This window comes from Hamadaea flava (assembly GCF_024172085.1).
GTDB classification, from domain to species: Bacteria; Actinomycetota; Actinomycetes; order Mycobacteriales; family Micromonosporaceae; genus Hamadaea; species Hamadaea flava.
In genome coordinates, this window is record NZ_JAMZDZ010000001.1 from 7,234,483 (window position 1) to 7,256,805 (window position 22,323).

At 69.7% G+C, this 22,323-nt stretch carries 12 protein-coding genes; 7 read left to right on the plus strand and 5 right to left on the minus strand.

The window, feature by feature from the left end:
- Window positions 1–6: 6 nt before the first annotated feature.
- On the plus strand, window positions 7–1,260 hold the full coding sequence (locus HDA40_RS34010) for a hypothetical protein (protein WP_253761883.1): 1,254 nt from the start codon (window positions 7–9) through the stop codon (window positions 1,258–1,260).
- A complete protein-coding gene (locus HDA40_RS34015; RefSeq protein ID WP_253761884.1) occupies window positions 1,257–1,928 on the plus strand; it encodes a HEAT repeat domain-containing protein in 672 nt (223 codons plus the stop codon). The genes HDA40_RS34010 and HDA40_RS34015 overlap by 4 nt, the downstream gene beginning before the upstream one ends.
- A gap of 133 nt (window positions 1,929–2,061) precedes the next feature.
- On the opposite strand, the gene HDA40_RS34020 is transcribed toward HDA40_RS34015, so the two are convergent.
- The 3 genes from HDA40_RS34020 to HDA40_RS34030 form a co-directional block, all read right to left on the minus strand.
- On the minus strand, window positions 2,062–3,495 hold the full coding sequence (locus HDA40_RS34020) for an MFS transporter (protein ID WP_253761885.1): 1,434 nt from the start codon (window positions 3,493–3,495) through the stop codon (window positions 2,062–2,064).
- Complete coding sequence (locus HDA40_RS34025; protein ID WP_253761886.1) at window positions 3,492–3,752, minus strand: heavy-metal-associated domain-containing protein; 261 nt, start codon at window positions 3,750–3,752, stop codon at window positions 3,492–3,494. The genes HDA40_RS34020 and HDA40_RS34025 overlap by 4 nt, the downstream gene beginning before the upstream one ends.
- Before the next feature lie 89 nt (window positions 3,753–3,841).
- Window positions 3,842–6,433 carry an AfsR/SARP family transcriptional regulator gene (locus HDA40_RS34030; protein ID WP_253761887.1) on the minus strand — a complete coding sequence of 864 codons (2,592 nt, stop codon included), beginning with the start codon at window positions 6,431–6,433 and terminating at the stop codon, window positions 3,842–3,844.
- A 268-nt stretch (window positions 6,434–6,701) separates the two neighbouring features.
- Between HDA40_RS34030 and HDA40_RS34035 the strand changes: the two genes are divergently transcribed.
- Together HDA40_RS34035 and HDA40_RS34040 are read left to right on the plus strand one after the other, a co-directional pair.
- Window positions 6,702–13,598, plus strand: coding sequence for a ricin-type beta-trefoil lectin domain protein (locus HDA40_RS34035; protein ID WP_253761888.1), 6,897 nt, complete (start codon window positions 6,702–6,704; stop codon window positions 13,596–13,598).
- Window positions 13,599–14,122: 524 nt separating this feature from the next.
- Complete coding sequence (locus HDA40_RS34040; protein WP_253761889.1) at window positions 14,123–14,731, plus strand: response regulator transcription factor; 609 nt, start codon at window positions 14,123–14,125, stop codon at window positions 14,729–14,731.
- On the opposite strand, the gene HDA40_RS42325 is transcribed toward HDA40_RS34040, so the two are convergent.
- Complete coding sequence (locus tag HDA40_RS42325) at window positions 14,672–16,324, minus strand: sensor histidine kinase (protein WP_253761890.1); 1,653 nt, start codon at window positions 16,322–16,324, stop codon at window positions 14,672–14,674. The two genes, HDA40_RS34040 and HDA40_RS42325, sit on opposite strands and share 60 nt — an antisense overlap.
- Window positions 16,325–16,397: 73 nt before the next feature.
- Here HDA40_RS42325 and HDA40_RS34050 point away from each other — a divergent pair, with 73 nt between their 5' ends.
- The 3 genes from HDA40_RS34050 to HDA40_RS34065 all read left to right on the plus strand — a co-directional run bounded on the left by HDA40_RS34050 (window position 16,398) and on the right by HDA40_RS34065 (window position 19,264).
- Window positions 16,398–18,200, plus strand: a complete 1,803-nt coding sequence (locus HDA40_RS34050) for a serine hydrolase domain-containing protein (protein WP_253761891.1) — start codon at window positions 16,398–16,400, stop codon at window positions 18,198–18,200.
- Window positions 18,201–18,468: 268 nt separating this feature from the next.
- Window positions 18,469–18,786 carry a helix-turn-helix domain-containing protein gene (locus HDA40_RS34060; protein ID WP_253761893.1) on the plus strand — a complete coding sequence of 106 codons (318 nt, stop codon included), beginning with the start codon at window positions 18,469–18,471 and terminating at the stop codon, window positions 18,784–18,786.
- Window positions 18,773–19,264, plus strand: coding sequence for a hypothetical protein (locus tag HDA40_RS34065; protein WP_253761894.1), 492 nt, complete (start codon window positions 18,773–18,775; stop codon window positions 19,262–19,264). The genes HDA40_RS34060 and HDA40_RS34065 overlap by 14 nt, the downstream gene beginning before the upstream one ends.
- Here the strand turns inward: HDA40_RS34065 and HDA40_RS34070 are convergent.
- Window positions 19,254–22,304 (minus strand): AfsR/SARP family transcriptional regulator, encoded by a 3,051-nt coding sequence (locus HDA40_RS34070; protein ID WP_253761895.1) that lies wholly within the window; start codon window positions 22,302–22,304, stop codon window positions 19,254–19,256. The genes HDA40_RS34065 and HDA40_RS34070 overlap by 11 nt on opposite strands.
- Between the last annotated feature and the right edge of the window lie 19 nt (window positions 22,305–22,323).

Consider the following 22,323-nt stretch of genomic DNA (forward strand, 5'->3'; position numbering starts at 1 on the left):
CGACCGGTGAGCCGCGCCCAGGTCCTCGGCCGCAAAGCCGCCGGCCGGCTGGTGGCGGACCCGCCCGCCTGGCTCACCGCGCTGCGACTCGATCCGGCCGTCGAAGCGCTCGGTGTGACGTGGCACGACGACGAGTCGATCACCCGGGAGTCGGCCGAAGCCGACGAACGGCCGTCCGACTGGGGCCTGCACACCCAGGCGACCATGCAGCACATCCGGCTGAACCGGCCGCACCTGGTGCCGGTCGCGCGCGGGCCGCAGTACACCGGGCGCGGCCTGGGGATCGAGAGCGACGCCGTCTGGTACGTCGACGGTCGCGATCCGCGTCAGCTGCTGTTCGCGCCGAGTGCGGCGTACCCGACGTTCCTGCATGTGCCCGGCGGCACGACCGCGGACCAGATGGCCGAGGCGCTGCGCGGGTTCTTCCCGGCGGAGCGGCCGACCCGCGTGACCCTGCCGAAGGTCGCGCGCGGCTTCCTCGGCTACGCCGAGCGGCTGGGTGTTCCGAGCCCGTACACAGGCCAGGTGGAGGGCATCGACGGCCTGACCCTCGACCGATACTTCACGATGAACCTGTACGCCGAGGCCGGCTCCTGGGGCAGCGCCTACTACGACGACCCGTACCCGGAGGAGTTCGGCCGGCCGATCGAGATGATCGGGATCGGCCGCGAGGCGCAGAAGCAGGCGGACGGGGTGCCGTCGATGACCTGGCGCACCGCGCACAGCGGCTCCTACGTGACTTTCGAGGCGCACTATGGCGAGATGCTCGTGGGCGAGGTCCGCTATCGGCCCAGCACGTACCCGGAGGTGGTGGAGGCGCTCAACGCCTACTTCGGCTCGTACTTCCCCACGGACCTGCCGGTCGACGTGATCGGCGCGTTGCTGGGGTTCGACTTCCAGACGATCGACATGCTGGAACGCGAACTCGACGTGGAGACCGACCTGGGCGACAAGCTCGGCCAGCTCCACATCGCGGTGGCCCTGGCCCACGGCGATGTCGACGCGCTCGCCCGGTTGCGGCCCTACTTCCACGACGACAACGGGTCCTACCGGTCGCAGGCCATGAACTTCCTGCTGCCGTACAACTACGAGTGGATGCTGGAGGAACTTGTCCTCACCGAACCGGAGGAACAGCTGACGCGGCAGCTCAACCAGATCCTCGACCGCGGCATCAGCGGCCGGCACCCCGACATCTTCGACGGCGACGGCTACGCCGGCTATGACGACGAAGAAGACGACGAAGGCGAGGACGACGAGTGACGACCGACCGCAGTGACTCGCACTGCTACGTACTGCGGGCCGGCACACCGGCCTCGGTCGTGACGGACCTCGCGGCCGAGCGCGGCTGGGTCCTCGTCAGCGACGAACCGCCCAGCTTCAACCGAGCCGCGATCAAACGGTGGCGCCCGTCCGAGGAAGCCGACGCCGGTCAGGTGGAACTGATCTGCGACCACATGTCGGGCTGCCACACCCTCACCGCGCCCGAACCGGTCCGGGCCTGGATCGCGGAGGCCCTTCCCGTCTGGACGGCCGACGAGCTGTTGGACCAGGCGCGATCGCAGGAGGACCCGCTGGTACGCATGCGCGCTCTCCGGGCGCTCCAGTACTTCCAGATCGCAGCCGCCCTTCGTGCCGCACCGGATTCGCCGCTCGACCCGGACGAGCCGCACCTGCGGCTGATCGCCGACGACGAGCGCTATCTCGACGGGTTCCGCCAGGGACTCGACGACCCGGTTCCCGGCGTACGCCGAGCGGCGGTCGACGGGCTGTGCCGGACGTTCTATCCCGGCGCTCAGCCGATCCTGCGGGCGTACCGCGACCGCCTGGCCGAGCAGGGCGAGCCCAGCGACCAGCTGGAGACGATCGACTGGTACCTGGAGAAGGGACTGCACCGCATCCGCGCCACGTCCGGCGACGACGACGCGTGACGAGTTCCCCGCCCGGTTGCGGCGTCAGCGCAGCCAGCGGCGTACGCGCCAACTCCTCGTCGCCTCCGCCACGCGTACGACGATAGGCCGACGACCCGGAGCGGCGCACGCTCCGGGCCGTCGAGCGGCGGAATCAGACGGAGGCGTGCTCCTCCGCCCGCACCACCTCGGTCGATCCACTGTGGCGGGCGGGCCGCCGGAAGGTGAGCGCCGCGAGCAGCGCCCCGGCCAGGGCCACCGCCGCCGTGACGGTGAACGCGGTGGTGTAGCCGCTGGTCAGCTCGACCGGGTCGGTGCTCTGCCCGGCTCCGTTGGCCACGGCGACGGCGGTCATCGCGGCCAGGCCCAGGGCCGAGCCGACCTGGTACGTCGTGTTGACGATGCCGGAGGCGAGACCGCCCTCGGTCGGGGCGACGCCGCCGATCGCGGTCATCGTGGCCGGGATGAAGGCCAGCGCCATGCCGGCTGCGGCGACCAGCGAACCGGGCAGCACGTCGGCGACGAAGCTGCCGTGCGGATCGGCCAGGGCCAGCAGACCCAGTCCGGCCGCGAGGACCGCCAGCCCGGTGACGACGAGCGGTCGCGCGCCGAACCGGGCGAGCAGGCGGCCGGTGACCCCGATCATGCCGACCATGATGAGCGCGGTCATCGGCAGCAGCGCCGCTCCGCTGGCGAACGAACCGAATCCGAGCACCTGCTGGATGTAGAGGTTCAGGAAGTACCACATCGGAATCCAGGCCGCGCCGAGCAGGGCCATCGACAGGTTGGCCGCCGCCAGTCCGGGCGTACGCCAGATGCGCAGCGGCATCAGCGGTGCGCGTACCAGTCGCTGAAGCAGCAGGAACCCGGCGATCAGCGCGACCGATGCGATCAGCTGGCCCAGGGTCGCGGCCGAGGTCCAGCCGTTGGCCGGTGCGGTGACCAGCGCCGCGACGGCGAGGGCGAGACCCGCGGTGACCGCGAGCGCGCCGGCGAGGTCGGTGCTGCTGCGGCGGCCGGGCACCGCGGGCAGGGTCGCGGGGGTCAGGGCGAGGGTGACCAGGCCGATCGGGACGTAGATGACGAACACCCACGGCCAGGTGAGCCACTCGGTGATGACGCCGCCGAGGAACACCCCGGCGGTGCCGCCGGCGGGGGCGGCCGCGCCATAGAAGGACAGCGCCTTCGGCAGTTCCGTCGGCTGACCGGCGAACAGGACCATGAGCAGCGTCATCGCGGCCGGGGCGAGCAGCGCCGCGCCGACGCCCTGGACCGCGCGGCCGGCGACCTCGACACCGGGAGTTCCGGCCGCCGCGGCCAGGACGGACCCGGCGATCAGGACCAGCCAGCCGGTGGCGAAGACGCGGCGGGCGCCGAACAGGTCCGACAGTCGGCCGCCGAGCAGGAGCAGACCGCCGAACGCGACGGCGTAACCGTTGAACACCCACTGCAGGCCGCTGGGGCTGAAGCCCAGATCCTCCTGCATCCGGGGCAGCGCGACGGCGATGATCGAGGTGTCCATGATGACCATGAACTGGGCGGTGGCGAGGACCGCGAGGGCCCACCAGCGCCGGGGATCGGGATTCATGACAAGCCTTCCGAAGGTTCGAGGTGGTAGCCGGCCGCGCCGACGGCGGCGGCGATCGCTGAGGTGGTGGCGGGACCGGCCACGGTGACGCGCCCGGCGCGCAGGTCGACGCTGACGCCGGTGACTCCGGGCACGCCCTGGAGGGCGTCGGTCACCTTCGTCGCGCAGGACTGGCAGGTCATGCCGGAGACGGCGAAGTCGCGGCCGTCGACGACCGCGGGAGTGGCGGAATCGCTTGTCTGGCAACAGGTGCACATGGCATGTCCCCTCGAAAAGATACCCCCCATGGGTATCCGGTTCGGAGACAGTAACATACCCCCGGGGGGTAGCAAAAGAGGATCTTGGCTCAGCCGAGGTCGACGGCGGCCAGCAGCTCGCGACCCCGGGCGACCAGCTCGGCGAGCCCGGCCTCGTCCGCCGACGCGATCATGCGGTGAACCTGCTCGACCGCTCGCGGCCGCTCACCGAGCCGGTGCCAGGCGTACGCGATGTTGAGCCGGGCGACACCGGCCACCTGGGGACGATCGAGGCGTACGGCGATCGCCAGCCCTCGTTGGAAGTCCTCGATCGCCTCCGGGTACGCGTGCCGCAGCCCCGACAGCAGGCCGGAACTGAGATGCACGGTCATCGCGAGGTGGTCGTCAGCGGCTCGGGCGGCCAAGGCGAGCGCCTGATTCAGCCGTGCCTGGGCGTCGGCGTACTCGGCGACCGGGTCCGCGCCGGTGGCGAGCATGTCCTGGATGTACCCGGCCAACGCCGCCTCGTCCTGCCCCCGGGCCAGCTCCAGCGCTCGCTCCAAGGTCGGGCGGGCGGCGGCGTACTGCCGACGACGACGGCGTACCGCGTCCTCGGCCGACAACAACTGGGCGTCCACGGATGCGTCGTCGAGTTCGATCCCCGAGCGGAGACCGACCTCGCAGACAGTCGTCCAATCCGGACGCTGAGACCGCATCCGCAGATACGGGCGCAGCAGCATGCCCAGTGAACGACTCCACGCCGGATGACCATGCTCCACGGCGACGGCCTTGGCCGCCAGGAGGTTCGCCGCTTCGACGTCGAACCAGGCCATCGCGTCGGCGGCGGACTCGAACGCAGATCCGCCGTCCGGCGTACGCTCGGCTATGCGCTGATGCGCCTCCGTCGTCTTCGTCACATACCAGGCCAGCGCCCGCGTCCGGACATCGGCGTGCTCCGCCGATCGGCTCGCGGCATACTCGCGTACCAGGTCGTGCAGGGTGAACCGGCCCGGTGTCGGTTCCACCACGAGCCAGGCCTCCACCAGCTGCTTGAGCAGTACGCCGACCTCGTCGCCCGTCAGCTCCAGCACGCCGGCGACAACGCCGATCCCGAAGTCGTCGCCCGGCAACGCGGGCAGGGATCGCACGACCGTCTGCTGCGCCGCGGTGAGCCGTTCATAGGACTGGTCGATGACGGCGTGCAGCGTCCGCCGAGGATCGCCGGCCACGGCGAACCGGCCGAGGCGGCTCGGCGCGGCCAACCAGTCCGCGTGCTCGCGGATGGTCTCCTCGGGCCGATCAGCGAGATTCGCCGCCGCGATCCGCAACGCGAGCGGCAGGTGCCCGCACGCTGCCACCAGATCGGCCAGCGCCCTCGGCTCGCGAGCCGCCCGGTCGGCTCCCACCATCCGGGTGACCAGCTCGGCCGACTCCGTGGCGGCCAGCTCGCCCAGCACGATGCGGGACGCGCCGTCCCCGGCGATCAGCCCGCCGAGCCGGTCACGACTGGTGACCAGCACCATCGGACCGGGCCCGCCCGGCAGCAGCGGGCGTACCTGGTCCGCGGTGGCGGCGTTGTCCAACACGATCAGCGCCGCCGAACCAGCGAGCCGGGCCCGGTACAGTGCGGCGGCGGCGTCCACATCGGCCGGGACGTCACCAGCGGGGAAGCCGAGCGCACGCAGCAGGTGGCGCAGCGCCTCGGCGGGCGGCATCGGGTCACGGGGACCATAGCCATGCAGGTCGACGTAGAACCGCCCATCGGGGAACCGGTGCGCGCTGGCGTGCGCCCAGCGTACGGCGAGTGCGGTCTTGCCCACGCCACCCGGGCCGCTGATCACGGCGACCGCCGCGCTCGGCACCGCGTCCAGGTCGGCCAGCGCGGCAGTCCGCCCCGTGAAGTCGGGGATGTCGTGCGGCAGGGTGCTCGCCCCCGGCCCCCGCACCACCGTCGCGGTCACCGGCAGATCCAGCGCCGGGTCGCCGGTGAGCACCGACTGATGCAGCCGGCGCAGCGACGCCGACGGCTCGACGCCCAGTTCCTCGACCAGATTCCGGCGGATCTGCTGATACGCCGCCAGCGCGTCCGCCGGCCGCCCGGCCCGGTACAAGGCCAGCATCAGCCGCCCGGCCAGATCCTCGCGGAACGGATGCGCCTCGGCCAGCGCGGTCAACTCCGGAACCACCTCCCGGTGCCGGCCGCGGTCCAGCTCGATGCCGAACAACAAGTCGTACGCGGAGCGCAGTTGCTCCTCCAGATGCGCTCGCACGATCGCGGCGTACGGCGCGGAGACGCCCGACAGCGGCGTACCCCGCCACAACGCCAACGCGGCCCGCACCTCGTCCGCGGCGTACTGCGTGGCCCCCTGGCCCCGAGCCGCCCGCACTCGGGCCGTGAACTGCGCGAAGTCGAACTCGTCCGGAATGACCGTCAGCTGGTAGCCGCCCTTCACGGAGCGGATCGGGTCGCGACCGGCCGCGCGCAGCGCCCGGCGTACCGCCGAGATCGCGACCTGGATCTGGGTGCGGGCCGTCGCCGGCGGCGCGTCGCCCCACAACGCGTCGACCAACTGATCGGCCGAGATCGACCGGCCGGAGTGGAGCAGCAGGTACGCGAGCACCGCGCGGCGCTGAGCCCGGCCCAGCTCGACCGGAACACCGCCGGACGAAACCTCGACCGGACCGAGCACCGTGAACCACATCGCGCACCCCCGAGCAGCCGGCTAGATCGGAGGTTATCAACCGGTAGCCGCCATGATCCACCCGTCGCGGGCTCGCGTATAGCGGACGTATAAACGGGCTCCCCGACACTTCCTTCTCCCGGCTGCCAAGGGGCGAGCCGGTCTCCAGGAAGGAACGTGGATGCGACAACGCGTGTTCGGCGTACCCGTGCGTGCAATGCGCAGTCCCGGAATGAGGCGACCTCGACGGAGAGGTCGCCTTCCGGTGTTCGGATCAGTCCGTGGATCGTTGGCCGTCATCGTCTCGACCGCGGTCGCGATGTCGATGCTGGGCAGCGCGCCGGTGTTCGCTGCCAAGCCGAAGCAGGCCACCGCCGAGACTGCCGACACGGCCGTCCCAGTGTCGGTGGCAAAAAGCAAGCAGCCGTCCGCGTCGCAGACCGATGGTCCTGGCGTACGCGCCATGGACCGCAAATCGCCGCCCGCCGGTGGTGCGAACGTGGTGGCCGTCGACGGCCGTGCCGCGACGGTCGGGGGGCTCGCGATCGCGGTCTCGCCCGCCTCCAGCGACCCCGAGGACCGGCGAGCCACCGCTGCTGCGGCCGGTGCGCCGTCTTCCGTCCGCGTACACGTGGCTGATCAGCAGCTGAGCGCGAAGCTGCACCTGCGCGGCGTCGCGCTGAGTCTGTCCCGGGCCGATTCCGCCACGGATTCCGGCCGAGTCCGCGTTCGGGTCGATTATTCGCAGTTCGCCAACCTGTATGGCGCGGACTACGGACAACGGCTGCGGCTGGTGCAGCTTCCGTCGTGCGCACTGACCACGCCGGACCTGGCCGAATGCCAGACTCGTACGCCGCTGGCGTCGACGAACGCAGCCGGAGCGGTGTCGGCCGAAGTCACGGTCAGCGGCGACTCGTCCGCCGCCTCCGGCTCGGTGGTGGCCCTGGCCTCCTCCACCTCGTCGGACGGAGCCACGTTCTCGGCGACGACGCTTTCGCCGGCGTACTCGTGGACGGCGGGAACCCCCGGTGGCGGCTTCTCCTGGAACTATCCGCTGAAGGTTCCGGCCGGGCTGGGCGGCCCGACGCCCGACCTCTCGCTGTCGTACGACTCCGGTTCGGTCGACGCACAGACGCTGGCGCAGAACGGGCAGGCGTCCTGGGTTGGCGAAGGGTGGGACCTGCCGGTCAACTTCATCGAGCGCTCCTATCGGTCCTGTGCGCTGGACGGGGTCCTCACCGCCGACCTCTGCTGGTTCTCGTCCTACAACGCCACCCTGGTCTTCCAAGGTCGTTCGTCGATTCTGGTCCGGGACAGCGCCACCGGCGTGTGGCACGCGTCCGACGACTCCGGGCTGAAGGTCGAGAAGCTCGCCGACACCTCGCTGGGCAACGGCGACAACGACGGCGAGTACTGGAAGGTCACCACCCTCGACGGGACGCAGTACTTCTTCGGAAAGCACAAGCGGTACAGCGGCGACACGGCCGTGACCAATTCGGTGCAGACCGAGCCGGTCTTCGGCAACAACTCCGGCGAGCCGTGCTACAACTCGTCCGGGTACGCCGCGTCGTCGTGCCAGCAGGCGTACCGGTGGAACCTGGACTATGTCGTCGACCCGCGCGGCAACTCGATGACCTACTTCTACGCGAAGAAGACCGGGTACGTCGGGACGAACAACAACACGAAGGTGCAGCCGTATGTGATCAACGGGACGCTGGATCACATCGACTACGGCACCCGGGCGGGTTCGGAGGCGTCGGGCAACGCGCCCGCGCAGGTGTGGTTCACCCGCGCGGAGCGTTGCGTCAACACGTGCGCGCAGAACACCTCCGACTATCCCGACACCCCGTGGGACCTGTACTGCTCGTCGTCGACGTCGTGCCCGGACGTGCTGAACCCGGCGTTCTGGACGCAGTACCGGCTGTCGGACGTGCACACCCAGGTGTGGGATGCCGGCCGCAGTGCGTACCGCCGAGTCGATCAGTGGAACCTGACCCACACCTGGCCGACCTCCGGCGACAACATCACCCCGGCGGGCGCCGACACGTCGCCCAATCTCTGGCTTCAGAGCCTGACCCACGTCGGGTACGCCGCCGACGGGACCACGACGATGGCTGAGCCGGCGATCACATTCGGCGGTACGGCGATGTTCAACCGGGTCGACTGGGGCAACGACATCGGCGTCGCGCCGTACACCCATTACCGGATCACGTCGGTCCTCAACGGCACCGGCGGGCAGACCGTCGTCGCGTACGCCCCGACGCAGTGCGTACGGGCGACGAAGCCGCTGTCGGACTCCAACCCGTTGCGCTGCTTCCCGCAGTACTTCAAGCCGCAGATCGCGGATGCCGGCTGGGGCTGGTTCCACAAGTACATCGTCAACTCCGTGACCGAGAAGGACCTGGTCGGCGGCTCGCCGGACATGGTGACGTCGTACGCCTATTCGACCAGCGGCACGACCGACGCCGCCCTGTGGCACCACGACTACGGCGAGACCGCCGACATGAGCTTCACGTCGTGGGCGCTGTGGCGTGGGTACGCGTCGGTCACCGTCACGCGCGGCAGCGGCCCGCAGACTGTGACCCGGTCGACCTACTACCGGGGCATGGACAACGACGCCAAGCACAAGACAACCGCGATCGCGTGGGGTGCCCGCCGATCCGCCGTCACCGCCTCGCTCGACGTGCCGAACACCGTCGGCGGCCTTACGGGCGCCGGTACGAAATGCCTGGACCTGGCCAACGGCGGTACCGCCAACGGCACCAACGTTCAGTTGGGGGACTGCACCGGCGCGGCCAGCCAGGTATGGGACCTGATCGCCGACGGCAACGGCGCTCACTATCTGAAGAACCCGGCCTCCGGTCGCTGCCTGGATCTGAATCAGAATGGAACCGCCAACGGGACCAACGTTCAGCTATGGGACTGCACCAACGGCACCAACCAACTGTGGGAGCACCAGGCTGACGGCTCGTGGAAGAATCCGGTCTCTGGGCGCTGCCTCGACATCGACAACGCGCGTACGGCCAACGGCACGAACGTCCGGCTCTTCGACTGTTCCGGCGGCTGGAACCAGATGTGGCAGCCCCAGGCCAACGGGTCGATGGCCAGCGTGCAAGCGACCCGGTGCGTGGACCTGGCCGGATACGGCACGACGAACGGTGTCCGCGTGCAAACGTGGGACTGCACAGGTGTCGACAACCAGCTGTGGCAGTTGCAGGCGGACGGGACCATCAAGAACCCGTACTCCGGTCGTTGCATCGACGTCAAAGACTCCGCTACCGCGGCCGGCAGCCCGGTCCAATTGTGGGACTGCACCGCGGCCGCCAACCAGATCTGGACGCTGCAGGCGAACGGGACTCTGAAGAATCCGGCTTCCGGACGCTGCCTCGACATCGGCGTCAATCCAGTGCTGACCGCCCCTCTGATCATCGCCGACTGCACCGGGGCCATCGGCCAAACCTGGATCAGCTGGCTCCGGGACGCCGACGGCACCCAGGGTTTCCTCCGTGAAACGGCCCGGCTCGACGGCAGCCAGGTAACCACGTCGACAATCCATACCGCGACGGTCCGGCAGACCGCGCAGCGAGCGTCGGCGGCCACCGGCGGCCAGGACGTCACCGCGTACATGGTCAGCGACGCCGAGGAGCAGACCCGCACCTGGCTGGCGGCCAGTTCGAAGTGGCGGTGGACCGACACTCAGACCACTTACGACGCCTACGGCCTGGCGACCGGGGTCAAGGAATGGGGCGACCCCGCCACAGCGGCGGACGACAAGTGCACGGACACCACCTATGTCGCGCGCGACACCGCCAAGTATTTGATCGACTATGTCGCGATGTCCGTCGTGCACGACTGCGCGGTCCCGCGCGACCGGCGCTACCTGAGTGGGAAGGAATACTGGTACGACAACCAGACAATCTTTGGCGACGTGCCCACCCGGGGCCTGGCCACCACGACCAAGGCATTGACCTACGTGGCCCCGATCAGGTCCTCGGAGACCTGGGAGCAGCAGAGCCGCACCGAGTACGACGCGTACGGTCGCCCAACTGCAAGCTACGACGCACTGGATCGCAAGACGACCACGGCGTACACGCCCGCCACGGGTGGGCCGATCACCGCGGTGGCCGTGACGAACCCCAAGGGCGTCGGGTGGACGACCACCACGACCGTCGAGCCCGGGCACGGCACTGCGCTGACCGTGACCGATGTCAACGGAAAGGTCACCACCGGCGCCTATGACCCGCTCGGCCGCCTGGTGAGGACCTGGCAGCCCGGGCACGCCACGTCCGGCACGCCCGACAACGCTTACCAGTACGTGCTCAGCGGTTCCGCCTCGTCCTACGTGTTGGCGAAGACCCTTGGCCCGGGTGGGCAGCAGATCGTGTCGTACCAGATCCTCGACGGCAACTTGCGCGCTCGCCAGAGCCAGACCCCGACTGCCGACGGCGGCCGGACGATCAGCGACACCACCTACGACAATCGTGGCCTGACGGCCAAGACGTCGACCTTCTATAGCACCGGCGCGCCGGCAGCCACCCTTGCCACGTTCGCCGACACTGCCGTCGGGAACCAGCACCGGTACACATACGACGCGCTCGAACGTCAGCTAACCGACCAGTTGTGGTCCACGAACGTTCTCAAGTGGACAGTCGCCAGCGCCTCCTTCGACGGCGACCGCACCACGGTCGACAACGTCGCCGGGGGCACCGACACCACCAAGATCGTGGACGCCCTCGGGCGCACCGTCGAACTCTGGCAGTACCAGGGTTCCAGCCCGACCGGTGCCCACGACACCACCCGCTACCAGTACGACCAGCTCGCACGTCTGGTCAAGACGATCGGCCCGGACAACGCCCAGTGGACCTACACCTACGACATGCTCGACCGGCGAAAGCAGACGGTTGACCCGGACACCAGCACCTCGATCATCGGGTATGACGCGGCCGGTCAGGTCACCTCGACCACCGACAACCGCGGCCAGGTCCTCGTCTACACCTATGACGAGCTGGGCCGCAAAACCGCCGAGTACGCCGGCAGCCAGTCCGATGCCAACCAGCGGGCCCAGTGGCAGTACGACACGCTGGCCAAGGGGCAGCTCTATTCCTCGAAACGGCTGCCGAGCGGAGTCGGGGGGGCCACCTACACCACCACGACCTACGCGGTGGACGACAACTATCGTCCATTGACGGTCAGCCAGTTCTTCTCCGCAGCCGAAGGCTCCGCAGTCGGGGGGAAGACCTTCACGGTCAACTACACCTACAAGCCGAACGGGAGTCTCGCGACCAGCACCACCGCCAACGTGGCCGGGGCCGCAATCGGCGGGCTGCCCGTAGAGACCCTCACCTACGGCTACAACTCCGTCGGCCAGCCCGTCACCCTGACCGGCGCGCAGACCTACATCGCCGACACCGCCTACACCTACGACGGCCAGATCGGCCAGCAGATCCTGGGCGTACCAGGCAAGCAGGTCCGGCAGACCTACTCCTACGACGCGGCCACCCGGTTCATGACCGCCGCTCAGGTAGACACGGAAAGCCAGAGCACGCCGGGAACCTGGACCGACAAACTCACCGACGAGTACGGCTACGACAGTGCCGGAAACGTCCAATGGACGGCAACCAAGAACGCCGGTACCCGCGACGGAGCCGAGTGCTTCGACTACGACTACCTCCGCCGGCTCACCGACGCATGGACCGAATCCGCCGTCACCTGCAACAGTTCCGCCAAGCAGAAGACCGGAGCGGCACCGGCGTACCGGATGTCCTGGACCTTCGACGCTGCCGGCAACCGCAAGACCGAAACCAACTACAACACCGACGGGAGCATCGGATACCAGTCGACGTACGCCTACGGCGGCACGGGGAAACCACTCCACTCGCTCGCCTCGGTGACGACCACCGGCTCCGGAGCCGGCACCACCACGTACGACTACGACGCCTCAGGCAACACCACGAGCCGGCCCGGAGCGGGCGGCGCCCAGCAAGCCCTGACGTGGGATGAGGAGGGCAAGCTCAGCAAGGTCACGGACAGCACGGACACCGTCATGGTGTACGACGCCGACGGCGAACGGATCGTGCGCCGTGATCCCGGTGGCTACCGCACTCTCTTCCTGCTCGACGGCACCGAACTACGGGTCAACGCGGACGGCGCGATCGCCGCGACCCGCTACTACGGCACGGTCGGCGTACGCACCGCGAACGTCGACGCCTCAGGGAACCTGACCTCTGGTGACACGCTCACCTGGACGTTCAGTGACCACCACGGCACCGGCAACATCGCCGTCGACTCGTCGACCCTGACATGTCAGCGGCGACGCTCACTGCCCTACGGGGCTGCTCGCGGCAGCCAGCCGGCTGGCTTCGGGAGCAAGGGCTTCGTGGGCGGCACCAACGACGCGACCGGACTGGTCGACATCGGCGCTCGCCAGTACGACCCGACGATCGGGCGCTTCATCAGCGTCGACCCGGTCTTCACCGCCGACGATCCGCAGAGCTGGAACGGCTACGCGTACGCCAACGACGCACCGGTCACCTCCAGCGACCCCACCGGCGAAACCGCCAAGGACCCCGGCGACGGAGGTAGCTGCGACAAGAAGTGCCAAGACGACCGCGACGACTACTACGACACCTGCGGCCCGCACGACGAGAAGTGCAAGGACGACGGCGGTTACCAGCAGAAGAAGGAGAAGGAGAGGCAGAAGGAGAAGCAGCGGAAGGAGGACGAGCAGCGCGGAAAGGAGGATCGCGAGAAGCCGAAGCCACGTGAGTGCGGGTTCATTTGCGAGTTGATGGTGGAATCCGCCACCACGATCGGTGAGTACGCCTGCAAGGCAGCTGTCGGTGCGGGCGGCCTGATCGGAGTTGCCGCGTGCGGGTTGGCAGTCGGCGCAGTGTCGGGAATCGTCGAGTATCTGTATCAGCACTACAATCGTGACTTCGACTGGGTCGACTTTGGTATGACGGTTCTGTGGAAGGCGGTCGCCGGGGCATTGGTGGCCACGGGAGCCGGTTTCCTGGCCAAGTACGCCATAGATATCGGGCTGATGTTCGAATCTGTGTCAGCCAAACTGGCCTCTGTTGTCGGGCGTGTTGCGGGTGCCAAGGCAGGTGATCTGGCACTGAGCGCCCTCAAGACCATCGGTGACGGACTCTACTTTGTGCTCCGAACAGTCCGGAACAAGGATTGAGACTCAGAGGATGGGCAAGTGTTGATGCAGGCGCTTCGGGACACTCTCCTGGGCTGTTGCGGCGCCTCGATCGTTATCGCGGCATGGGCGTTGATATTCAAGAGAGAGCCTCGGGAGCGTCGTAATTCATCCACTATGGATAGAGAGACGATGCTGAAGCTGATCGAGAAAGGGCGCCTCCTGGAGGTGATGCAGGCGATTCGGAAGCAGACGGGAGTCCCGCATGACCAAGCTCTGAAGGCGATCAAGGCTGCCAGGGCTGGGGACCGATCGCTCCTCGACGCCTGTTTCGAACCGGATGCGTCCAGACCGGGGGGCACGCGAGACGTCTGAATAACGCGGCGAAAGTTGCTGCCCGCGTCGAGACGCTGTCTTGACGCGGGCAGCCTGCTGTCCGAGTGCCGGCCTCAGCTCGTACGGGCGCGGAGCGCCGCCGCGAATCCCACCTTCCCCTGCGCCTCATGCAGCCCGACCGCCCTGCGTCTTCGCCGTCGACGGCGGATGCCGTTGGCTACCCTCGGTGGGTGATCAAGGTGTTGCTGGTCGAGGACATGCATCTCATCCGGGGTGCGCTGGCGGCGCTGATCGCCCTCGAACCGGATCTGGCGGTCGCCGGTCAGGTGGCGACCGGGGAGGAGGCCGTCTCGCTCGCCCGGGTGGTGCGCCCGGACGTCGCGCTCCTGGACATTCGGCTGCCCGGTCGGTGGGACGGCCTCGACACCGCGGAGCAGTTGCGGGAATGGGTTCCGGAGTGCGCGCTGCTGATGCTGACTTCGGCCGGGCGGCCGGAGACGTTGCGGCGGGCGCTGGAAATAGGTGCACGGGGGTTCATGCTCAAGGATGCCGAGCCGGCGCGGCTGGCCGAGGCGATCCGGCGGGTCGCCGTGGGGGAGACGGTCGTGGATCCGGGGCTGGCCGCCGCCGCGATCGTGCAGCGACCCAATCCGCTGACCGCCCGGGAGGTCGAGGTGCTGCGCCGGGCGGGGGAGGGCGCTGACTTGGCCGACATCGCCGCGGAGTTCTTCCTGAGTAAGGGGACCGTTCGCAATTATCTCGGTGCGATCGTCACGAAACTAGGTGCGCGCAATCGGCTCGACGCGGTCCGGATCGCGGCCGATAACAGCTGGATATAGCACCGTCAGGCGGTACTCTTCGCCGGTCTGTTCGATGTGGAAGGTGCCGCCGGCGGCCGTCACGCGTTCGGTCAGGTTCGCGGTGCCGCTACCAGTCTCGGCGACACTGCCGGAGACGCCGTCGTTGACGATGGTCAAGCCGTCGGGGGTGACTTCGATCCGGCAGCGGGTGGCGGCGCTGTGCCGCAGGACGTTGGTGACGGCTTCGCGCAGGACCACGGCCAGCAGCGGGTCGTCGCGGTCGGCGGTGCGGTCGACGTCGACGTGCGTACCGGCGGCCGTGAGGAGCGTGCGGGCCGTGTCCAGCTCGGCGGCCAGCGACAGGCGTGGGTCGGGGTCTGCCGGAATGGCGCGCAGGGCGGCCAGGGAGTCGCGGGCGACCGACGTGATCGTGGACAGCTCTGTGCGTACACTTTGGACATGCTTGGCCAGTTCGGCCTGGAGCGTGATCGCGGACAGGCCGGACCCGAGCAGATCGTGGACGTCGCGCGAGATGCGTCGGCGCTCACCGGCGGCGGCCAGCGCGGACAGCGCGCGCCGGGCCTCGCGGGCCTGGAGCACGAGGGTGGTCTGCGCGGCGAGGCCGGCGAACATGACGCCGATCGCGACCGTGTTGAAGCTCCAGTACACGTTCTCGGGCAGGTCGTAGCCGCGGGCCGCGAGCACCGCGGCCGTGCCCGCCACCGACACCGCGGCGAGCGGCCACCAGAACCGCCCGGCGGCCAGGAATCCGGCCGCCGCGAAACCCGCGAGCTGCGGGTAGGCGCGCCCGGGATAGACCAGGCCCACGGCCGCGACTGCGCCTAACGCCCATAAAGGCCATATAGTACGCGGAACGGGAATAGTCAGCGCGAGATGAAGTCCCAGCGCGACCGCCAGAAGCACCGACGGCAACGGCCGGCCGCCGAGGTAGATCAGCCCGGTGATCAGGTAGCCGCCGTGGACCGCGAGCAGGATCGGCAGCGCCAGCCGGGGCGGGAGGTCGGGCTCGGGCACTAGCTGGGCCGGGGTAAGCGAGACCGCACGGGCCTGGGCGGTGGCCGACCGGGCGACCTCGGCGATCCCCGCGAGATCACCCTGCGCGGCCAGCGCGATGATCCTCGACAACGCGGTCCCGACTGCGGATTCGAGATGCTGGGCGGCTTGGGCGCGTTCGGCTTCGACGGTACGCGCGGCCAGTTCCGCCCGAGTCGCCTCGACGGCTGCGCGGGTGTCGCCGAGCCGGGTCACCGCGAACAGCACCAGACCCTGACCACCGGCGTTGAGGACGGCCAGCGCGATCCCGAAGGGAACTGCTGGGACCAGCAGCGCGGCCAGGAGGACGGCTGCCGCGTACACGATCCACCGGGCGGCGCCGCGCACGACGAGCAGGGCGGACGCGGCGACCATCCCAGCCGCGCCCGGACCGGCGAAGGGCAGGAGGACGACTTGGGCGGCGAGCGTCCACCGGCTGCGCCAGGGCGTCAGACAGTGCAGCAGTTGCAGAACGACGACCGCCGCGAAGGCGGGGTTCGGCACCGGGCGCAGCGGATCGAGGGCGACACCCGCGAGGACCACCAGAATGATCAACGCGTTACGTCCGGCCTGCCCCACTCGTGCATTCTGCACGCCGGATCGAGGCGCCTGACACTGATGTGAGCGGGATCCCGCCGGGCAGGCTCAGCGTATGAAGATCGCGCTCGCCGCCCTGCTCATGACCCTGACGATCGCGCCAGCCCCGGCCGCCGACCTCGACGCGTCGGTCGCCGCAATGCTCGCCGAGGACCGCATACCGGGGGCCGCGGTCGTCATCGTCGAACGCGGCAAGCCGGCCGTCATCGAGACCTATGGGGACGCCGACGTCACGTCGCACCGCCCGGTCGACGCCACCACACCGTTCCTCACCGGCTCGCTGGCCAAGGTGTTCACGGCCGAAGCCGTGCTGCGGCAGGCCGCGTCCGGCGCGGTCGACCTGACCGCCGACGTGAACCGTTACCTGACCGGGTTCCAGATCGACGACACCTACCCGGGGCGGCCCGTCACGGTGCAGAACCTGCTCACCTACACCGCCGGGTTCGACGAAGACCTCGTCGGCCTGGCGGGCGATCCGGACGACCTGCCGTCGCTGGCCGACAGCGTGGCCGCCCGCCAGCCGGAGCGCGTACGCCCGCCGGGCACGCGGATCGCGTACGACAACTACGCCCTGGCGCTGGCCGGGCGGATCGTGGAGACGACCTCCGGTCAGGCGTACGCCGATTATGTGGCCCAGCATGTGTTCGCCGCCCACGGCATGACCGGCTCCACCGCCGCAGTCCCGCATCCCGCCGAGGTCGCACAGCGTCTCGCGGTGGGCTATCGGCCCGACGGCGACGGCTACGCCGAACAGCGCGGCCAGTACGCCCCCTGGACCCCGTCGGGCACCGGGCCGGCGGTGACCCCGTCGGACATGGCGGCGTACCTGGCGTATCAGCTGTCCGGCGATCCGATCGCCGAGCAGATGCAGCGTCAGCACGTCACCCAGGACGCCCGCATGCCCGGCATGGGGTACGTGCTGGAGGAACGGCCCCGCAACGGGCAGCGGGTGCTGTTCAAGGACGGCGACGTTCCCGGCTACCACAACGCGATGGCGCTGCTGCCGGACCAGGGATTCGGCGTGTACGCCGTCGTCAACGGCGACGGGGTGGACGGGGTCGGCCCGTGGGCCGTCCAGAGACTCGTCAACCAGCTTATCGACCAGCGCTTTCCCGGTTCGGCGGCAGCGACGCAGTCCACTGCCACCGACGTGTCGGGTCTCGCCGGGGTCTACCGGTCGGCCCGGACCAGCCACACCAGCCTGATGAAGGCGGCCGCGTTGTTCGCGGCGCCGACCGTCGCCGCCAACGCCGACGGCACGCTCACCACCACCGGGCTGTCGCCGGACCCCGACCGGGCGACGCAGACGTGGCTGCCGATCGGGCCCGGCCTGTTCCAGGAACGCGACGGGCAGGCGCGCCTCTCGTTCCCCGGCGACGGCGTCCTCGTCTCGTCGGCGTTGCCGTCGGAGGTCTACGAGAAACTGCCCTGGTACGACACGCCGACGGTGAACCTCGCCCTGTTCGGTGTCGGAGCGTTGGCGTTGGTGCTCGCGGCGCTCGGGCTGCCCGTCGCGCTGGCCGTACGCCGTCGCCTCGCCCCATCGCGGTGGACTCGCCTGGCGACGCTGTGCGCCTGGCTCAGCGGTGTGACCACCACGGCATTCCTGACCGGGTTCGTGCTCGTCATGTCGGACCCGAACACGATGGGTGCGTCGCTGGCGCTGAACTCCTGGGATGTGGCGGTGCTGCCGATCCTGGCCCGGATCTCGGCCGGCTTCGCCGCACCGATGCTGCCGTTTGCCGTGGCGGCTTGGCGGTCGCGGTGGTGGGGGCCGGTCGGGCGGATCGCGTACACGGTGCTCGCGGTGGCGGCGGTGGGCTTCTTCGCGGTGGCGCTCCGCTACCACCTGCTCTGACCCATCTCCGCGACGGAAGCCCGCGCTGTGTCGGATTCGGCTCCGGAGAACATCACCAGGGCGAAAGTTCCGCCGGTAGTTCCGTCGCTCAGCGGCCTTCTTACAGCGCCGTCACCGGTTCGGGAGCGCCTGACTCATCGCGGCGACGTCCTGGTACTCGCGCCACTGCACGACCTGGCCGTCGCGTACGCGAAGCACGGTGCAGAGATTCAACGAGCGTTGAGCGAACGTGGCCCGGGGTCAACCTCGGCACCGATAGAGTCGAGCGGTGAGCGAATCCGTGTCCCGCGCTGAGCGGCGGCGGCGTACCGAGGAACGCATCCTGGCCGCCGCCCGGAAGAGCTTCGCCGAGGTCGGCTACGAACGGACCACGATCCGTTCGGTCGCGGGCGCGGCCCGAGTGGACCCGGCTCTGGTCATGCAGTACTTCGGGGCGAAGGAGGAGCTGCTACTCGTCGCGATCATCGTCGGCGTGACGATGACCCGGGGCATGATCGAGCTCGATCACCTGCAAGCGGCCACCCCTGAGCAGATCACCCGGCTGCTTCGGCCCAGCATCGAGGCGCTCGTCGGTGACGGCGCCTGAGCTGGCGCGGCGGCTGCGGGCGATCAGCTGGGACGGCGGCTTCCGGCATACCCGATCCCGCGTCGCGCTGATGTCGGAGTACCTGCGCCGGGCCGCCTGGTGGGCCGGCCACGTCGGCCATCCCGGCGAGTGGCCTTTCTTCGACCTCGCCGGCGCCGTGGATCCCACCGTCCGCGCCGACGTCACGCTGCTCGGCACCGGCATTCCCGGCTGGTACGCCAGACGCATATGCACGTGGGCGCTGCACTTCGCCGAACTGCGCACAGTGGCCGGTGATCGGCTGCCCGGCCTCGACGACCCGTTCGAGCCGCTGATCGTGCTGTTCGAACGCGGCGGCGACTTCACCACCGCCCACGGCCGGATCGAGGTCGACCTCGTCCAGTTCCCGCAGCGACCGTGGACGGCGTACCGGACGGCGGTCCCGGTGGTCGACCTCGACCCGGCCGCCTTGGACCGAATCGACGGGATTACGCCTTAGCCGTCGGCTCGGCGAGTGCCGTACGCGCGTCGTCGGCCTCCGGCATGCCCAGCCCGGTGTAGAGCTCGAGGGCCGTCTCGAAATGGGCCCGCGCGCGGTCTTCGTCGTCCAGCGCGCGGAGGACGTGGCCCATCCCGAGATGGGCCTGGGCCTCCTGGTGGAACCCTCTGATCTGCTCCGCCATGGCCAGCGCCCGCCGATAGAGCGCCAGGGCATCCTCGGGCCGGCCTTGGCGGAGGGCCGCCTCACCCATGCCGTTGAGCGAGCCGGCCTCGGCGGCCGGTACGCCGACCTGATGGAAGAGCTGGACCGCCTGGCGAAACCGTTCGGACGCCGCCGGGGCGTCCCCGAGGCGCAGGAGCAACATCCCCAGTTTGTCCAGCGTGTGCGCTTCCACGATCGGGGTGCTCAGTTCGTGGAGGATGACCAGCGAGGCATCGAAGTGGTCCGCGGCCGCCGCGAGATCTCCGAGTCTGGTCTCGATGACCCCGAGATTGGTCAGCGCGTTCGCCTGGAACCGCCGCGCGTCGAGGTCCCGGAACCGCCTCAGCGCCTCGCGCTGGTGCTCGCCCGCCTCGGCGTACCGGCCGTGTTGTTGCAGGAGGACGGCCAGATTGTTGAACGCGATCGCCTCGCCGAGCGCGTCGTCCGCTTTGGTCGCGACGGCGATCGCCTCGCGTGTCTGTGCCATCGACTCCGCACCGCGGCCGAGGTGACTCAGCGCCACGCCGAGGCCGAGGTACGCCAAAGTCTCGGCGAGTGGGTCGCCGGCTCGGCGAGCGTGGGCGAGCGAACCCTGCTGGCACTCGAGGGCCAGGTCGACCTGACTCATCCGGCTGTAGGCCGCCCCGAGCAGCCGCAATGCGTGCGCCAGCGCGCTCGGGTCGTCGGTCCCCTCCGCCGAGCGCCGGGCCTGGTCGCCGAGCGCGATCGCCTCGGTGAGATGAGTGTCGATCAGATACCGATGCACGATCCGGGCGAGGGCGACCACGTACGAGTACTTGCCGCAGGCGGCGACGTGGGCGGCGACGGCGATCAGGCAGAAGCGTTCGGCGTCGAGCCAGGCACCGGCCGCATCCGGTGTCGTCAGGTCTGGAATCGTTGCGCTGGAAGGGATTCGTGGTGGTCGGTGGGATGCTTCGGCCGGGTGCAGGCAGTCCATCGCGGCCGTCGCAGCCGCCCGATAGAAGTCGAGCAACCGTCCCGTGGCGTTCTCCCGTTCGTCCCGGGTGAGGTGGAGGTTCGCCAGGCTTCCGGCGTACGCGCGCAGCAGATCGTGCAAGCCGTAGCGGTTGGGCGCCGATCGGTGCACCAGGTGCGCCCGGGCGAGGACGGCGAGGTTCTGGCGCGCCTGGTCGATGGGCACACCGGTCAGCGCGGCGACGGCGTACGGGTCGATGTCGGGTCCGGGATGCAGCCCGAGCAGTCGAAACGTTTCGAGCGCAGCCGTGGGCAGGTGATGGATCGACCACGAGAAGACCTCGCGCACTGCGGCGTACGGGTCGCCCCCGGGATCGAGCAGGTCGAGCCGGGATTGCCGATCGGTCAGCTCCGCGTTGAGTTCGGCGAGCGTGCTGTCGGGCCGGGAGACGGCCAGCTCCGCCGCGACCCGCAGGGCCAGCGACAACCGCGCGCACTGCTCGGCGAGCAGGGCGGTGGCTACCGGTTCCTCCTCCGCTCGGCGGCCGATGAGGCGGTTCAGCAGGTCGACCGCTTCGGTGATCGTCAGCAGTCCAAGATCCAGCCGGTACGCCCCGTCCACCGCGACCAGTCCGGCCAGGCTGTCCCGGCTGGTGACCACGACCAGACACGAGCCCGAACCTGGCAGCAGCGACCGGACCTGCCGTACGCCCGCGGCGTTGTCCAGCACGATCAGCATCCGCTTGCCGGCGACCTCGCTGCGGAATCGCGCAGCCCGATCGTCCTCCGCGAGCGGGACGTTGTGGCTGGTCAGACCGAGCGCGGTGAGGAAACGGGCGAGGGCGTCGCCGGTGGCCATCGGCTGCTCGGGGTCATAACCACGCAGATTCACATAGAGCTGGCCATCCGGGAACCTGGCGCGTACGCGGTGCGCCCAGTGCACGGCCAGCGTGGTCTTGCCGACGCCGGCGGTGCCACCGATCACGGCGATCTTCATCGCCTGCTCCGGTACGCCGCCCTCGGGGCTCAGGAACGTGTCGAGCCGGTCCAGTTCGGCCGCTCGTCCGGTAAATCCGGCGACGTCCGCCGGGAGCTGCGCCGGCACAACCGCAGGCACGACCGCCGAGGCGACTTGCGTGCGTTCGCGGGATGTCTCCGGTTCGCCGCGGATCAGCCGCGGGTCCTGGTTGAGGATGCGTTGGTGGAGTTCGCGGAGGACGGGTCCGGGCTCGCTGCCGATGTCGTCGACGAGGCGCTGGCGCAGGGCTCGGTAATGGGCCAGGGCGTCGGCCTGGCGTCCGGCGGCGTAGAGGGCGAGCAGGTGTTGCCCGGCCAGCCGTTCGTCGAGGGGGTGGTCGTTCGACGCCGCGGTGAGGCCGGCCAGCACGATGGCGTGGTCGCCGGTGCGGAGCAGCAGGTCGTTGCGATCGAGGACGGCTGCCCAGCGTTCACGTTCGAGTCCGGCGGCGATCGCGTCCAGCCAGTCGCTGTCGACGTCGTCGAACGGCGTACCGCGCCACAGATCGAGCGCCCCGCGCCAGAGCCCGGCGGCGACGGCGTCATCGGCCGATCGCGCCCCGGCGACGAGTTTGCGGAACCGGTGCAGGTCGACGGTTTCCGGATCGGCGTCGAGCAGGTACCCTCGGCCGCGCCGGGCCAACGCCGGGCCGTCGGCCGCTTCCAGCGCGGTACGCAGCCGCGACAGGTAGGTGTGCAACGTCTGCCGGGACCGCTGCGGCGGCCGCTCACCCCAGACCCGGTCGATGAGCTGCTCCGGCGTCGCCGCTATCCCGGGTTCGACCAGCAGGGTCGCCAGAACCGTACGCTGCCGGGTTGGTCCTAACTCGACAGCTCCGCCGATTCCATAGGCCACCACCGGGCCCAAGACGCCGAACCGCAAGACGTCCCCTTCCCGCCCG